Origin of the sequence: Tateyamaria omphalii (assembly GCF_001969365.1) — a bacterium.
GTDB lineage: Bacteria > Pseudomonadota > Alphaproteobacteria > Rhodobacterales > Rhodobacteraceae > Tateyamaria > Tateyamaria omphalii_A.
The window spans coordinates 515,502-529,810 of the sequence record NZ_CP019312.1; the positions used below are offsets into that span (position 1 = coordinate 515,502).

The 14,309-nt window shown below is 60.4% G+C and carries 15 protein-coding genes, 1 tRNA gene and 1 pseudogene; 11 read left to right on the forward strand and 6 right to left on the reverse strand.

From position 1 onward, the window contains the following. Positions 1 to 55: 55 nt before the first annotated feature. The 5 genes and pseudogenes from BWR18_RS02525 (at position 56) to BWR18_RS02545 (ending at position 6,092) form a co-directional block, all read left to right on the forward strand. Positions 56 to 1,363 (forward strand): helix-turn-helix transcriptional regulator, encoded by a 1,308-nt coding sequence (locus BWR18_RS02525; RefSeq protein WP_076626559.1) that lies wholly within the window; start codon positions 56 to 58, stop codon positions 1,361 to 1,363. A gap of 90 nt (positions 1,364 to 1,453) precedes the next feature. Further along, the gene (locus BWR18_RS02530; protein ID WP_076626560.1) at positions 1,454 to 1,828 is read left to right on the forward strand and encodes a response regulator transcription factor; all 375 of its coding nucleotides are present in this window, start codon (positions 1,454 to 1,456) and stop codon (positions 1,826 to 1,828) included. After that, positions 1,825 to 2,106 (forward strand): hypothetical protein, encoded by a 282-nt coding sequence (locus BWR18_RS02535; protein WP_076626561.1) that lies wholly within the window; start codon positions 1,825 to 1,827, stop codon positions 2,104 to 2,106. Before BWR18_RS02530 ends, BWR18_RS02535 begins: the two co-directional genes overlap by 4 nt. After that, a pseudogene (locus BWR18_RS02540) lies at positions 2,103 to 4,783 on the forward strand (ATP-binding protein). The gene BWR18_RS02535 and the pseudogene BWR18_RS02540 overlap by 4 nt, the downstream one beginning before the upstream one ends. 88 nt (positions 4,784 to 4,871) lie before the next feature. Beyond that, positions 4,872 to 6,092 (forward strand): FliM/FliN family flagellar motor switch protein, encoded by a 1,221-nt coding sequence (locus BWR18_RS02545; protein ID WP_076626562.1) that lies wholly within the window; start codon positions 4,872 to 4,874, stop codon positions 6,090 to 6,092. On the opposite strand, the gene BWR18_RS02550 is transcribed toward BWR18_RS02545, so the two are convergent. The 4 genes from BWR18_RS02550 to BWR18_RS02565 are packed head-to-tail and all read right to left on the reverse strand — an operon-like array spanning position 6,089 to position 7,637. Then, positions 6,089 to 6,523 (reverse strand): TIGR01244 family sulfur transferase, encoded by a 435-nt coding sequence (locus BWR18_RS02550; protein ID WP_076626563.1) that lies wholly within the window; start codon positions 6,521 to 6,523, stop codon positions 6,089 to 6,091. The two genes, BWR18_RS02545 and BWR18_RS02550, sit on opposite strands and share 4 nt — an antisense overlap. Positions 6,524 to 6,532: 9 nt before the next feature. After that, a complete protein-coding gene (locus tag BWR18_RS02555; RefSeq protein ID WP_076626564.1) occupies positions 6,533 to 6,964 on the reverse strand; it encodes a DUF6691 family protein in 432 nt (143 codons plus the stop codon). Continuing rightward, a complete protein-coding gene (locus tag BWR18_RS02560; protein ID WP_076626565.1) occupies positions 6,964 to 7,383 on the reverse strand; it encodes a YeeE/YedE family protein in 420 nt (139 codons plus the stop codon). Before BWR18_RS02560 ends, BWR18_RS02555 begins: the two co-directional genes overlap by 1 nt. 11 nt (positions 7,384 to 7,394) lie before the next feature. Next, positions 7,395 to 7,637, reverse strand: a complete 243-nt coding sequence (locus BWR18_RS02565; protein ID WP_254684920.1) for a hypothetical protein — start codon at positions 7,635 to 7,637, stop codon at positions 7,395 to 7,397. A gap of 106 nt (positions 7,638 to 7,743) precedes the next feature. Here BWR18_RS02565 and BWR18_RS02570 point away from each other — a divergent pair, with 106 nt between their 5' ends. Then, positions 7,744 to 8,007: a DUF2312 domain-containing protein gene (locus tag BWR18_RS02570; RefSeq protein WP_076626566.1), complete on the forward strand. Its 264-nt coding sequence runs from the start codon at positions 7,744 to 7,746 to the stop codon at positions 8,005 to 8,007. Positions 8,008 to 8,030: 23 nt separating this feature from the next. Here the strand turns inward: BWR18_RS02570 and BWR18_RS02575 are convergent, their stop codons facing one another. Beyond that, entirely contained in the window at positions 8,031 to 8,294 is a 264-nt protein-coding gene (locus tag BWR18_RS02575; RefSeq protein WP_076626567.1) for a hypothetical protein, read from the reverse strand. 43 nt (positions 8,295 to 8,337) lie between these two features. Between BWR18_RS02575 and BWR18_RS21855 the strand changes: the two genes are divergently transcribed. After that, positions 8,338 to 8,475: a hypothetical protein gene (locus BWR18_RS21855; RefSeq protein ID WP_172839329.1), complete on the forward strand. Its 138-nt coding sequence runs from the start codon at positions 8,338 to 8,340 to the stop codon at positions 8,473 to 8,475. On the opposite strand, the gene BWR18_RS02580 is transcribed toward BWR18_RS21855, so the two are convergent. Continuing rightward, positions 8,472 to 9,347 (reverse strand): hypothetical protein, encoded by an 876-nt coding sequence (locus BWR18_RS02580; RefSeq protein WP_076626568.1) that lies wholly within the window; start codon positions 9,345 to 9,347, stop codon positions 8,472 to 8,474. The two genes, BWR18_RS21855 and BWR18_RS02580, sit on opposite strands and share 4 nt — an antisense overlap. Before the next feature lie 133 nt (positions 9,348 to 9,480). Here BWR18_RS02580 and BWR18_RS02585 point away from each other — a divergent pair. The 4 genes from BWR18_RS02585 to BWR18_RS02600 all read left to right on the forward strand — a co-directional run bounded on the left by BWR18_RS02585 (position 9,481) and on the right by BWR18_RS02600 (position 13,998). Then, positions 9,481 to 9,556, forward strand: a tRNA-Thr gene (locus tag BWR18_RS02585). Positions 9,557 to 10,210: 654 nt separating this feature from the next. Continuing rightward, complete coding sequence (locus tag BWR18_RS02590) at positions 10,211 to 11,290, forward strand: serine hydrolase domain-containing protein (RefSeq protein WP_157598627.1); 1,080 nt, start codon at positions 10,211 to 10,213, stop codon at positions 11,288 to 11,290. 34 nt (positions 11,291 to 11,324) lie between these two features. Continuing rightward, the gene (locus BWR18_RS02595) at positions 11,325 to 12,530 is read left to right on the forward strand and encodes a helix-turn-helix domain-containing protein (RefSeq protein WP_076626570.1); all 1,206 of its coding nucleotides are present in this window, start codon (positions 11,325 to 11,327) and stop codon (positions 12,528 to 12,530) included. 1,246 nt (positions 12,531 to 13,776) lie between these two features. Continuing rightward, complete coding sequence (locus BWR18_RS02600) at positions 13,777 to 13,998, forward strand: hypothetical protein (protein WP_076626571.1); 222 nt, start codon at positions 13,777 to 13,779, stop codon at positions 13,996 to 13,998. Positions 13,999 to 14,309 lie beyond the last annotated feature (311 nt).

The window sequence follows — 14,309 nt, forward strand, 5'->3', positions numbered from 1 at the left end:
TATGTCGCAGCGCAGAAACGCGTTGAAATGACTGACAAACGCAGGGGAATGGTGCATGGCGCGCGACGCATTGACAGGCACGCGAATTCGCGAACGGCGGGCGATGGGGGGCCTCAAGCAGTCCGACCTGGCCAGGCAGATCGGTATTTCGGCGTCCTACCTGAACCTGATCGAGCATAATCGGCGCAGAATCGGCGGCAAGCTGCTGTTGGATATTGCCGCCGTTCTTGATGTTGAGCCGACGGTTTTGAGTGAGGGCGCGGAGGCCGCGCTGATCGCGTCCCTGCAGGAGGCCGCCCAACGCGCCCGTCTGCCCGAAGAGGAAAGCGCGCGGGCCGAGGAATTTGCGGGCCGCTTTCCCGGCTGGGCCGAGGCGCTGGCCGCGGCGCATCGCAAGATTGCCGATTTGCAGCGCACGGTAGAGACCCTGAGCGACCGGTTGGCCCATGACCCCGAGTTGGCCGCATCGGTCCACGAGGTGTTGTCCACTGCCGCCTCGATCCGATCAACCGCTTCCATTCTGGCCGAGGACAAGACCATCACGCAAGAATGGCGCGATCGGTTTCATGCCAATATTGATGCCGACAGCCGCCGTCTGGCCCACAGTTCCAAGGCGCTTGTGGGTTTCCTTGATGCCGAAACCGGAGAGGCGGCCCCGTCCGGTTCGCCGCAGGAGGAGGTTGCGGCGTTTCTGGGCGCCCATGCGCAGGCGCTTGAGGCGGTCGAGGATGGCGCCGAGGATAGGGAGCGTATTGTAAGCGCTGCCCCCGAGCTTGCATCGGCGCAGTCGCGCCATCTGGCGCGGACGATCCTGGACCGCATGGTACAGGACAGCGCGCAGGTTGGTCTGGCGGATCTGAAGGCGGCGCTGTCATCGCTGGGCCCGGATGTGATTGCCCTAGCCGCGCATTTCGCGGTGTCGGTGCCCCATATCATGCGCCGGTTGGCGGCTGTGCCAGATCTGGATGCCGGGCTGGTCGTGGCGGACCGGGCGGGTAGCCTGCTGTTTCGCAAGGATACCGAGGGGTTTGCCATACCACGGCACGGTGCGGCGTGCCCCCTTTGGCCGCTGTTCCAGGTGATGGGCCAGCCGGGGCAGATCATGCGCGCGCGCGTGCAGATGCCCACCCGCGATGCCGCCGTGTTCGATTGCTATGCTGCCGCCGAGCCGGTTGGCCCTGTCTTGCTGAATGCGCCGCCGCTGTTGGAGGCGACGATGCTGATCCTGCCCGCGCCCGAGGGGCCGGGCGTGCCCGATCTGCCCCCGGAGCAGGTCGGCCCGGCCTGTCATATCTGCCCGCGCTCTGGCTGCCCTGGCCGCCGCGAGCCGTCGATCCTGAGCGAAGGGTTCAGTGGTTTTTGACAGGTTCGCCATTTGCGCACATAGTTGGCGCGCGCGGTTCAGGCGGAGATACATCCACCGGCCTGTGCAATGTGGGGAGGAGACGCAGACATGGGCAAGCATGTGCTGCTCGTCGAAGACGAGATCAATATCATCGAAGCCATGCAGTTTTTGCTGAGCCGGGAAGGGTGGGATGTCGATACCCATTCCGACGGGGCCACTGCCGTGGACAAGGTTCGTGCCATGAAGCCTGACCTGGTCGTGCTGGATTACATGTTGCCCGGCAAGAACGGCATCGACATTCTGACCGAGCTGCGCGCCGATCCCGAGTTCGCCCGGTTGCCCATTCTGATGCTCACTGCTCGTGGTCAGGGCCGCGACCGGGAACTGGCCGAAAAAGCCGGGGTCAGCCGGTTCATGACCAAGCCGTTTTCCAACACCGAGGTCATGACGGCTGTGCGTGACCTTGTTCAACTGGCGCAATGAGCGACCAGTCCACCAATGCGACCCTGTTTCTGGAAAAGCGCAGCTATCGCCGTCGTCGGCTGAAGGATGCGCTGCGTCTGTTGCCCGTCGTTGGGGTGCTTTTGTGGATGTTGCCGGTGTTCTGGCCCAGTGGCGGCGGGCACCCCGCTGATCCGGCGCCTGTCGCCATGTCGAGTGCCATTACTTACGTCTTTGTCGTTTGGGTCCTGTTGATCCTGGCCGCCGCCGCGCTGTGGTGGGTCATCGGGGAGCGGGGCCGCGCGGAGCCCGACCCATGATTTCGGTCAACCAGCTGTTGGGCGTCAGCCTGGCCTATGTCGCCTTTCTGTTCGCCATCGCGTTCTTTGCTGAACGCGCGTCGATGCGTGGCAAGGGCAGCTGGTTGCGCTCGCCCATGGTCTATACCTTGTCGCTGTCTATCTACTGCACGGCCTGGACGTTCTATGGCGCGGTGGGTTATGCCGCCCGGTCGGGGATGGAGTTCGTGACCATCTATCTGGGGCCGAGCCTTGTGATGATCGGCTGGTGGTGGGTGTTGCGCAAGCTGGTGCGCATCGGGCGGGCGCAGAGGGCCACGTCGGTCGCGGACCTGATCTCGGCCCGGTATGGCAAGTCGAACCTCTTGGCCATTGTGGTGACGGTGATGGCCGTCATCGGTGTGACCCCTTACATCGCGCTGCAATTGCAGTCGGTCACCCTGTCCCTGTCGATCTTTTCCGAGCCGGGGCAGCCCGACAGTCTGAGCCAGGCGGCGGCCGCGTTCTGGGTGGCCGTGGGCCTTGTGCTGTTCACCGTGCTGTTCGGCACGCGCAACCTGAACGCAAATGAGCGCCATGACGGTGTCGTCATTGCCATCGCGGTGGAGGCGGTCGTGAAGCTGGTCGCTCTGTTGGCCGTTGGCGTCTTTGTCGTCTGGGGCGTGGCAGGAGGCATCGGCCCGATGATGGAGCAGATCGACAATTCGGCCATCGGCGAGTGGAGCATGGATCGCAGCCGATGGGCCGCGCTGACCGTGCTGTCCGCCGCCGCGTTCCTGGCCCTGCCGCGGATGTTCCAGGTCATGGTGGTCGAGAACGAGGATGAGCGGCACCTGCAGATCGCGAGTTGGGCGTTTCCGCTGTACCTGATGCTGATGAGCCTGTTCGTGGTGCCGATTGCCGTTGTCGGCCTCGACATCCTGCCTGCGGGATCGAACCCGGACCTGTTTGTGCTGACGGTCCCGCTGGCCGAGGGGCAGGGCGGGTTGGCGACGCTGTCTTTCCTTGGCGGCTTTTCGTCGGCCACGTCGATGGTGATCGTGGCGACGCTGGCCCTGTCCACCATGGTGTCGAACCACGTGGTGATGCCTGTCTGGTTGAGCACACAGGGCACCGGGGCGCAGGTGTCGGGGGATGTGCGCAATGTCGTGATCCTGGCGCGCCGGGCGTCGATTCTGATGATCATCTTTTTTGGATACATATATTACCGTCTGTCGGGTGGCGGCGCGGCGCTTGCCGCCATCGGGCTGATCTCTTTCGTCGGGGTGGCGCAGTTTCTACCCGCGATGCTGGGGGTATTTTTTGGCGCGGTGCGACGCGGTGGGGCGCTTTGTCGGGTTTGCTTGTCGGGTTTGCGGTGTGGGTGTTCTGCTCGCTCTTGCCGAGCTTCGGGCCCGATGCGGTTCTGAGTGCGGCCGTCTTCGAACAGGGGATCGGCGGACTGCGCTGGTTGCGGCCCCAAGCGCTGTTCGGGATCGAGGGGATTGATCCGACCGTGCATGCGATGGTTTGGTCGCTGTCCCTGAACATGGCGGTTTTCGTGGCTGTATCCCTGGCCACCTTTCCAACCCCGCTGGAGCGGCTGCAGGGCGCGCAGTTCGTCAACATCTTTGATCATTCGACACAGGCGCGCGGCTGGGATGCGGCACTGGCCACATCCGAAGACCTGATGATCATGGCGCAGCGCATCCTGGGCCCGGCGGACGCGCTGTCGCTGTTTCGGGCCGAGGCGCAGCGGCAGGGTCTGACCGGGCATTTGCCGGAGCCGACGCAGGGTTTTCTGCAAACGCTTGAGCGCGAGTTGTCGGGCTCCGTCGGATCGGCCACGGCCCATGCGATGATCAGCCAGCTTGTGGGCGGTACGTCGGTGTCGGTCGAGGACCTGATGGCGGTGGCCGACGAATCCGCGCAGATCCTGGAATACTCGAACCGGCTTGAGGCCAAGTCGGCCGAATTGAGCCGCACGGCCCGCCAGTTGCGCGAGGCCAATCAGAAGCTGACGGCCTTGTCGGTGCAAAAGGATGCGTTTCTTGGGCAGATCAGCCACGAGCTGCGCACGCCCATGACCTCGATCCGCAGCTTTTCCGAAATCCTGCGTGACACAGACACGCTGGATCAGGCAGAAAAGACGAAATACGCGTCGATCATTCATGGCGAGACGATCCGCCTGACCCGCCTGCTGGACGATTTGTTGGACCTGAGCGTGCTGGAAAACGGTCAGGTGAGCCTGAACCTGGAGAACGGGAACCTGAATGATGTGATTGCGCAGGCGGTTTTGTCGGCGGGCAGCGCCCATACCACACGGCTGCGCATCCATCACGTGCAATCCAGTCTGGACATTCCGCTGAGCACCGATCTGGACCGGCTGCGCCAGGTGTTTATCAACCTGATCACCAATGCGCAGAAGTATTGTGCCGCCGCCGCGCCCGAATTGACCGTCGAAATCCTGCAGCAAGGCGACGGTCTGCAGGTCGTGTTCCACGACAACGGTGTGCCGATCCCATCCGAAGCGCGGGCGTTGATTTTCGAAAAGTTTTCGCGAATCAATGACAAAGATGGGTCCGGCGCGGGTCTGGGCCTGGCCATCTGCCGCGAGATCATGACCCGGCTGGGCGGCGACATCACATATGAGCCGCGCGCGGACGGCAATGCATTTATCGTGCATTTGCCGGGTCGCGTTGCCTTGGCCGCGCAATAGGCCAAAACCTTGGGCCGCATAAAGCGGTTGGTAACCTATCGTCCTTAGACCGGAGCGGCATGTGCAGGCCGTAGAAACGGCGGAGGCTATGGGCGAGACCGCAAAAACAAGTGTTCTGGGACGTATCGCTGCGGCGGGGCGCGATGTGCGTCAGGCGCGGGCCATGACGTTGGCCAAAGCCATGCGTCTGACCCTGGCCAAGGTTGCGGATGCGCTGATGGACCTGCCGATGGCGGTGATCGGTGCCGTTGTGGACAAGACATCGGGCGATGGGATCGAGGCTCAGTTCAAGGATGATGCGCTGCTGATGCTGCTGGATGGCCCGGATGGTCACGTGGGGGCGGCGGCCTTTGATCCCGCGCTGGTGGGCGGGCTGATCCAGCAACAGACGATGGGCAGCGTGCAGCCCGATACCGGCAGCGCACGGGCCATGACCCGAACCGACGCTGCGATCTGCGCGCCGCTGATCGACATGGTGTTTGACCGTCTTTTGCCGGTTCTGGACGACCCGGAGGATATGTCCCTGGTCGATGGGTTCCGCTTTGGGGCTAAGGCGGACGATACCCGAACGCTGGCCATGGCGCTTGATGCGCAGGACTACATGGTGATCCGCCTGACGGTGGATGTGGCACGCGGTGCCCGGCAGGGCGACATTCTGTTCGTGCTACCCTTGCCAGATCCGCTTGAGCAGGCGCATCCCGATGAGGAGGATGCGGAGGCGCTGGACCAGCCGACAATGACCGACACCGTCATGGCGCTCAACGCGGATTTGAAGATGGTATTGTGCAGTCTGCATCTACCGCTTGGCACGCTGCAAAGCCTAACGCCCGGTGACGAGTTGCCACTGCCCCCGGGCGCCTTTCCAAACGTGCAGATCCTGACCAATACGGGCCGCATTGTCGGGCGGGGCGTTGTGGGGCATGTGAACGGTGTGCGCGCCGTCAAACCGCAGCGCAAGCCCAGCCACGCGTCGCAACCCCTGCGACGCGCATCGGATGAGCCGTTGGTGGACATGCCGCGCGTTGAAGAGATTGAGGGGCCTGCGCGGCGCACTGGAGAAGCCCGGGCCGAGATGTCAGAGGCGGTTGTGGAAGACGCACTGGCCGTGCCCGATGCAGTGAAGACTGGTGATCCGTCACAACCGGTGGCGGACAATGCGGCGGCGTTGGCGTCTGATCCTGCGGAAAACCTGCCTGCGCTGACGGAGTTGCCGGAGCTTGACGCGCTGCCTGACCTTGCTGATTTGCCTGATCTGGCCGACTTGCCTGATCTGGCCGACTTGCCGGATCTGGCTGCGACCGGCGGCTAGCCGGTCTTGTGTGCGGCCATCGCTTCGATCGTGGGGCGCAGTGCATCAAGGTCGTAGCCGCCCGCGCGCGCCGCCCGCAGGATGTCGTCGCAGGGCATACGCCCCGCTTGACCCAAGCACCACACCACCGTCGACCTGGTTCCCGAGGCGCAATAGGCCAGCGCGGGTGTCTCGGTTTCCTCGGCATAGGCCATGTGTTGGGCCACGTTGTCCGGCGTCATGGTTTGGTGTGTCAGGGGCAGCCGGTGAAAGGTGAGCCCGGCGGCCAGCGCCGCCGCCTCGAGTGCGTCGGCCTGAAAGGCCGGGTGCACTTCGGCGTCGGGGCGGTTGCAGATCACCGTCTTGATCCCGGCGGCTGCGATATCCGGCATGTCCGCGGGATCGAGTTGCGGGGCCACGAAATAGGCGGGCGTGATCTGTCTGATGTCCATGTGCTTGGTTTAGGACGCGCGCTGGCGACTGTCCAGCAGACGGCGCAGGGGCGGCACGGCCCACATGCCGGTCAGCATCGCGGCGAGAAATAGCGCGCCTTGCCAGCCGCCATAGCTGATGGACGCGAGTGCGGGGCCGGGGCAAAGCCCCACAAGCCCCCAGCCGATGCCGAAGAGCACAGAGCCCAGCACAAGCGGGCGCGTGATCTCTGACCGTGGTGGTGCGGGAAAAGCCCTGCCCGCGACGGGCGTCCGCTCAGCGGTGAGCCGCCAGGCGATGATCATAGGGAGCATGGCGCCGCCCATTACAAAGGCGAGTGTCGGATCCCACGCGCCGCCGATGTCGAGGAACCCGCGCACTTTGGTCGTGTCTGTCATGCCCGAGATGTGCAAACCAGCACCGAAGAGCGCCCCACTGACCAGTGCGATGGCCGCCCGCATCACAGGCCCAGCCCAAGGCGCAGCGCAGTGACCGTCAGCACACCGGCACCCATGTAGGCGGCGGTCGCCACAAAGCCGCGCATCGACAGGCGCGACATGCCGCACACCCCGTGCCCCGACGTGCAGCCATTGGCAAACCGGGTCCCGATGCCAACGCAGAGGCCCCCGAGGACCAGAAGCCATGGGAAGGTGGTGGCCTGTGTGCTGACCTGCCATCCGGCAAGGCTCATCACTGCGGGCGTGCCGATGAGACCGACAAGGAAGGCCGCCGTGGTTGCCTTGTCCGTGCCGGAGCCGTCGACGAGGCCGCCCACCATGCCGCTGGCCCCCATGATCCGTCCGGTGCCCAGCAGGAGAACAGCCCCGGCCGTGCCGATCAAAAGCCCGCCAGCGAGGCCCCAAATCCAGTCGATTGGCACGTGTCCGTCCTCTATCCCAGAAAGATACCCACGATCACGAGCATAAGGCCCAGAACCGATACGAAGAGCGCGCCGAGGTTCAACGGCAGCACACGCGCCACGACGGCGCGCATTTCCGCGTCTTCCAACCCGGCGGCGCGCGCGCGCCATACCTTCAGAATGCACCAAACAAGGCCGATCAGGCCCACAACTGACAGGGCGGCCCCGCCCCAGATGATGCCGTCGAACACGGTAAAACTGCTATCCTGCTCCATGCCCCGGGGCTATCCGAGCGCCGTTCGGATGACAAGGGATCAAGCCCCTTGCGACACTGTGCCTGCATCGCTATCCAGCAGGCTCACTCAAGCCAAGGAGCGCGCCATGACCGACACCGCCACCAACGCAGAAAGCTACCGTGTCACGGCAGATGAATTGCGTCAGTTCATCGAACGTTTCGAACGGCTCGAGGCCGAAAAGAAGGACATCGCGGAGCAACAAAAGGAAGTGATGGCTGAAGCGAAGGCGCGCGGCTATGACACTCGGGTGATGCGCAAGGTGATCGCCCTGCGCAAGCGCGACAGCGACGACATCGCCGAAGAGGAGGCGGTGCTGGAGCTGTATAAGGAAGCGCTTGGCATGAGCTGAGCGCCCATGGCGCAGCCCCGCATTCAGCGGCCTTTGACCTTGTAGGTCAGCCGGGACAGGGGCAGCGCATCTTGCGCACGAGCGATCCCGATCTCGATCGGCACGCCGGACTGCGTGTCCGTCAGTGCGCGCGCGGATGGGCCATCCTTCATGTGTTTGTCGACCCACTGCTTGGGCGCCAGGATCACCGGCGCCAGATCGCGCCCGTTTTGTGTAAGAACATAGGCGTGACGCGTCCGCGATGACCCGTCGCGAAAGGCCCGCTTGCAGGCCAGTCCATTTTCCACGATTTGCGAAAGCCGCTCCGACGAAACTAATTTCGGGATCTCGATGTCCGATCGGAAATCGACAACCTTCGATGACGCAAGCCATTTCAAACCGCGCGTGGCCATCTGCCATGCGCAGGCACAACCGTTCCGTCATGTGCCGGATGGCATCCCGGTGTTTGAGGATCTGCCGACGGGCTAGGGCGCGATGAAGGTCACGCCAGGAATGGCGGCCACGCGTGCCATGTCCTCTTCATACAGGTTGGTCATCGTTTCGATGACCTCATCCGTCCAGCCGGGGGCGTTCAATTCTTCCTCAATCTCTTCCTCGATTGCGAACTTGTCGAGGAAAGCGACGATCACCCGCCGCTTTTGCGCCTCTGTCATCGTCGGGTGGGATTTGAGGTATGCGCGGAAGCGCTGCATGCCTTCCTTGGACATGATCTCGGACAGAAGATCGAAGCCGCCAATGATCTTTTCGCCGGGTTCCAACCCTGCCAATTCGCGCACGATCTGTGCCCACAACATGGGCATGTCTTCGAAACACCATGTGGTGATCGTGACGTCGGGTGCCGCCGAGCGGATGGCGTTGATCGTGTCGGACCAGCGGACGGCATATGGATCGGCCCCGCGCAGGAAGGCGTCCATGTCGTCCTGCGGCGCCTGGTCAAAGAGCGCGGGCAGAAAGGTTGCCGGGTTGCGCAAGGCCAGAAACACCTCGACCTGATCATTTACGAAAAGGGCTGACAATTGCGCGATGCGTTCGGCTGCCGCTTCGTAAATGAAGCCGTTGCGCACGCAGGCCCGCGGTGCGCCGAACAGGAACATATGGCTCAGGATCATGCGTTCTGCGGTTTCCTCATCCAGAATGAGGTCCAGCAGGACATCCCGTGCATCCGGCGCAGGCGGTGCATCCTGTAGGGCGGCCATGGTCTGTTTCAGGAGGGTGCGGTATTTTCCCGGTCCCGGAACGGCGACCCCGCGCTTCGAGAAATCCTCCTTGTTGCGCAGCAGGCAGCGGACAAGGCGCTCCTCTTCCGTGAAGTGGGCACCTGCGTGAAGGACAATTTGCATGCGGATCGACCTGCCGGGAACTGTGAACGACACGCGGTAGATACACGGAAAGCGGACCGAGATAAAACCTCTGACCCGGATGGAAAAACGATCTTGCCACCACGAAGCGCAAGGAGTAGACGGTGCGCCCAAGGCCCCTATAGCTCAGCTGGTAGAGCAACTGATTTGTAATCAGTAGGTCCGCGGTTCGAGTCCGTGTGGGGGCACCATTTCACATCATAAACATTCATTTTTGTTGGCAAACTCAGGACTTTGAGAGTTTGGTCCACCTTCTGGTTCGCCAAAAAATCAGCGAAACAGGGTGTTGCCATGTTCAGCCTAGGCACACCTGCCGACCTTACACACTCTTGTGGTGCCGAGGTTGTCGTAACCCTAGGGCATCGCAATGGTGTTCAATTATGGAGAGTTTGTGATGCGGATACTATCGAAGAAGCAGGTGAAGGAGCTGGTTCTGTACTCACCTCAACATGTTGCACGTCTCGAGAAAATCGGGAAGTTCTCCAAGCGGATACAACTTGGGCCTAGGGTCAGGACCCGTTGATTTTCACTTAACGGCGTGGTTCACGGTTCGAAAATCGAGCGGTGAACATGTCTGATCTTTTTCGGTCGAGCGACGCGCAGATGGCGCGTCTTGAGCCTTTCTTTGAGGTGCCCCTAGATTTGTAGACGCTTTGCCCCCTAACTTGCGGCGAGGAGGCCGACATGGGGACAAGCAACTATAGCGACTGTTCTGTGCAGGCTGATCATCAGTGCACTCCGCAGATTTCTTATCTTTCCCGCGCCGCTGACCGTGGCGGGAAAGGCGGATTTGAAACGTCGTCCTTCCGTCCAAACCTATAGGCACAGGCGACTTCGGTTCCGGCTTGACCCATCTCCGCCATGAACAGCCAGAAATTCTGGCCAGAGCCGGGGGCAGGAAGATCAAACCGATGAACCGACGAACATTTTACATGCTGGGTCTCGCAGCAGCTTCTATGCCGCTGGCGCGCCTTTCTTTTGGACAGCAACACGCTAACGAAACCGAAGTTGGCTATCAAATTGCCGCGATAAACGACGGCCTTCTGACCGTGCAACATGGAGGTATGGCGCAGGATGGCCTCGCGGTCGATGACGACACGCTTTTTCAAGTGGCGTCATGTTCAAAGACCGTGACATCACTTGCCGTTCTGACCTTGGTCCGTGATGGTCACTTGGCGCTCGACGCACCAGTGAACCAATACCTGAGGCGCTGGCAATTGCCTGGTCTACGAGGCGATACAGCGACGGTTGCGGAACTTATGTCTCACACTTCAGGCACTTCAACCCATGGATTTGGTGGATACGGCCCATCCGAAGACCTGCCCGACCTATTTGAAATCCTCGACGGGCGCACGCCTGCAAATTCCGGTGCGGTGCGGGCCGGTCCGCGGCTGTTCGGTCAGTTCCGATATAGCGGTGGAGGAACGATGGTGTTACAGGCGCTGATCGAAGAGGTCACCAATGAGGCTTTGTCAACCTATACATCAAGAGCGGTTCTTCAGCCCATTGGCGCGTCTTCGGCAACCTTCGCGATTACGCCGCAAGCGGCCTTCGCCCATGGCGTCTTGGAGAGCGGCGAACCCGTGGAAGGTGGGTTCAGAAGGCACCCGGAAAGTGCAGCTGCCGGACTATGGGCTACGGCTTCGGACCTCGCAAAAATTCTTCAAACGATACTCGATTCCTTGCACTACAAACGTCGCGCTATTTTGCCGTTCGAGTTGGTCTCACGAATGATCACACCGGTGAGCCAGCAATCCGGATTGGGCCTGTTTGTTGAACCGGGACGCGTCATTTGGCACGAGGGGCGAAATTATGGGTTCGATGCCATTATGGCAGCCGAACTTGCAACTGGCCGGGTCCGCGCGGCAGTTACCAACCGAAATGGTGCTATAGAACGCTACGCACAAGGGCTGCGTCCTTTATGAATTGCAGTCTGGCATACGCGAGGAAGTTGGGTTTATGGACGACATTCTGGTCGAGATGACGAGCCTTGGCTCGGTCGCAATCGCCTTTTTTGGTGCTGCTTTCTGCCTGATGCAAACACGACACTCACGCGTCAGCCGGAGTTTCGCGATTTTCCTCGCAGCCATCGCAGTGAACAACCTCCCAGATGCCTTCACCCAGGTATTTGTATCCTTGCCAAGTGTCTATGCATCGACAGCGGACTTGATCACATGGCCCAGCTCGTTTTTTCTTGCACCTCTTTTTTGGCTCTATGTGCAGATCTTAACATCATCAGAACAGGAGCTGCCCACGCGCCTTGCCCGACATTTTGCCCTGCCTGCTGCGAGCGTCGTCGTCGTGATCATGGTCTTGGCATCGCCGCCAGCCATTCGCGAGGCGCTGTTTTCGAACGATTCACAGCCGACATCAGCAGGGTATGTGACGCTTATGGTATTTATGGGGTTACTCCAACTTGCGGTTTTTCCCCAGATCGCATTCTACCTGGTCCTCATTCTGCGCCGCCTTTCCAGATTCCGTCTCAAGCTGCGTGACTACTACTCCAGCACCGAACAATTCGAGTTGCGCTGGATATACGTCATCGGCGGCTTGGGCTCTTCATTTTGGCTTGCCATGACACTGCTATTGTTGGGTGCCGTAGGCTTCGAAGAAGCCCCACCGTCAGTTGTCATTTTGGCAAGCTGCGTCGGTTTCTTACTTGTCAGCGCATTGACGCTCTGGGGGATACGCCAGCGTCCCCCATTGTCACCCGCCACTGAAGATGATGCCTCGGCGACCAACGCGCAGCCATCGGGAAAGTACGAGAAATCGGCTTTGAGCCCTGAAGCTTCTGAGCGTTTGTGCCGCAAACTTCGCAGCGCTATGGAAGTGGACCACTTGCATCGAGATGCCAACCTGTCGCTGTGGGCTCTGGCCAGTCACATAGGCGCGTCATCAAACTACATCTCTCAGACACTGAATGAGGTGATAGGTGAGAGTTTCTTCGATTTTGTAAACAGCTACAGAATCGCCGAGGCCAAAAGCTTGCTGGCGACGACAGACAAATCTGTCTTGAACATAACGTACGACGTCGGCTTCAACGCCCGCTCCTCGTTTTACAATGCTTTCAAACGGCATGCCGGACAAACACCTACGAGTTTTCGAAAAAGTATGTCTAAGCGTGATGGGGTGGACGACATTACAGGACAGCCAGGCGAAACCTGATCAATCAAGACTGACCAGGACGAACCAATCACCACTCACGAACACCTGAAACCAGAAGGTCATGGCTTCGCGGATTCCTCGCGGGGCTGAAAGCCTTGTCCACTAACCCGTGCTCATTCGACACCCGGCACGAAACCAAAACATAAGAAAGAACATCAATGAAAAGATACGCACTTCTTGCAGTGCTTGGACTGAGCGCCTGCGACTCTCCTGCGGAAATCTCAGCTAGCCGACAGCTGGATGCCGCCTGTTTGGAAGGGAATATCGAGGCGTGCGCTGCAGTTCAGGCTCGGGTTGATGCCAGAAATCAGACCCTTGCTACGACAGCCGCAGGTTTTGAGTAACCCGTTCACGTTGTCTCGTTTTTTGTGCAGCGTGCATAAAGAGCATCAGCTAAACGACACAGGTTCTGATCGGTCCACCCGATCAGAACCGGCAATAATAAGTTCACCCGTTGAACTAAAGCGGCAATATCGAGGAGATAGGAAACAGTCATGAAGCCGAGCATTGGTGGTTTCATTGGGCTGTTGGCGGGATCAACAATTGGGTGGCTTGGCTTTGGCAGTACGCCGGGTGCAATCGGCCTGGGGTTTGCAGTGACAGCAAGTCTATATGGGCTAATGTCTGCTTTTGATGCCTGAACCAAAGGCAAGAAAACTAAAAGAGGCTGTTTTCGTTGTTTTGATTGAGGTCAGCAGTGTTCGAGACTAGTTGATTGCCGCAGCAAGCGTCGCTCCGCAGCGCACCAATGGCCGGTTTGTCGATCGCGCAGCAGCACGCCAAGCTGCACATCGGCAGAGATGTCTGTGCTGCGCGCTCTCTAGGCAAGATTCAGAGATTTCCGGTGTGGGTTCGTTGCGAACCTCGCAGGCGGCGCAGCATCGGCAGGATCTAGGTCACGAGGCGAGACATGCCAAAGGTCAAAGATCCAAGCGCGACGACCGTCGCCGGTGCCTGGCCTGACCCAAAATTGAACAATGATATCGCGTTATCGCAAGGCCCGATCTTCGTGACCGTACATATCTACAGACACCGCATCCTTCGTTGCTTCGGCAGCGGGCGTTGACGTTGATCTGGTCGCGGGCACTGGGATCGGCGGCGATGCACAGGGCGACACGTTCATCTCGATCGAGGGATTGTTCGGGTCGTCGTTCAACGACTGCTCGAAGGGGATGAGCAGGACAACCTGTTCCGAGCGCGCCAGGGCAACGATATCCTGGATGGCGGAGGTGGCGCAGACACATTCGTGTTCAACGACGGCGACGGGCGCGACAGCGTGACCGACTTCGATACGGCCGAAGGTGATCTGATCGACCTGAGCGGCCACGGTCAGGCATCGGGCTTCGATGATCTGTCAATCGTTCATTCAAACAACAACGCCATTATCACCTCTGACAGCGGCGCTGATCGCATCCGTCTTGAAGATATGGATATCGACACCCTGTCGGCAGATGCTTTCATCTTCTAGCGCCATGTCGACATTTGCTATCCTGCGGACATGTGGCCTTCTGAGCGCCTTTCCGACTTCGAAGGCTGCGTCGCATCGGCGTGAGCTGATTTCGTAGCCTCGTCGCAGATGGATGGCCATTGGCTGCGCGGCAGAACAGTCCGCTTGATACCCGCGGCGAGAAGAACCATGGGCGGAAATGCCTTTTTTGGTGTCTCTCGTCGCGGGCTTGCCTGACGTTCGGGGTCGCCACTTTCACCGAGCTATCAAAACTATCGTCAAACGTGTGTCATAGAGAGGTGCGATAGCACGCCGTGTTTGGCAGTTTAAGG

Bases quoted from the DNA above. Each gene is read 5' to 3' on its own strand.
- BWR18_RS02545 (WP_076626562.1), top strand. From the start codon at position 4,872: ATGGGCGAGACCGCAAAAACAAGTGTTCTGGGACGTATCGCTGCGGCG.
- BWR18_RS02570 (WP_076626566.1), top strand. From the start codon at position 7,744: ATGACCGACACCGCCACCAACGCAGAAAGCTACCGTGTCACGGCAGAT.
- BWR18_RS02580 (WP_076626568.1), bottom strand. From the start codon at position 9,347: ATGCAAATTGTCCTTCACGCAGGTGCCCACTTCACGGAAGAGGAGCGC.
- BWR18_RS02595 (WP_076626570.1), top strand. From the start codon at position 11,325: ATGGACGACATTCTGGTCGAGATGACGAGCCTTGGCTCGGTCGCAATC.
- BWR18_RS21855 (WP_172839329.1), top strand. From the start codon at position 8,338: ATGTCCGATCGGAAATCGACAACCTTCGATGACGCAAGCCATTTCAAA.
- BWR18_RS02525 (WP_076626559.1), top strand. From the start codon at position 56: ATGGCGCGCGACGCATTGACAGGCACGCGAATTCGCGAACGGCGGGCG.
- BWR18_RS02550 (WP_076626563.1), bottom strand. From the start codon at position 6,523: ATGGACATCAGACAGATCACGCCCGCCTATTTCGTGGCCCCGCAACTC.
- BWR18_RS02565 (WP_254684920.1), bottom strand. From the start codon at position 7,637: ATGGAGCAGGATAGCAGTTTTACCGTGTTCGACGGCATCATCTGGGGC.
- BWR18_RS02530 (WP_076626560.1), top strand. From the start codon at position 1,454: ATGGGCAAGCATGTGCTGCTCGTCGAAGACGAGATCAATATCATCGAA.
- BWR18_RS02555 (WP_076626564.1), bottom strand. From the start codon at position 6,964: ATGCGGGCGGCCATCGCACTGGTCAGTGGGGCGCTCTTCGGTGCTGGT.
- BWR18_RS02535 (WP_076626561.1), top strand. From the start codon at position 1,825: ATGAGCGACCAGTCCACCAATGCGACCCTGTTTCTGGAAAAGCGCAGC.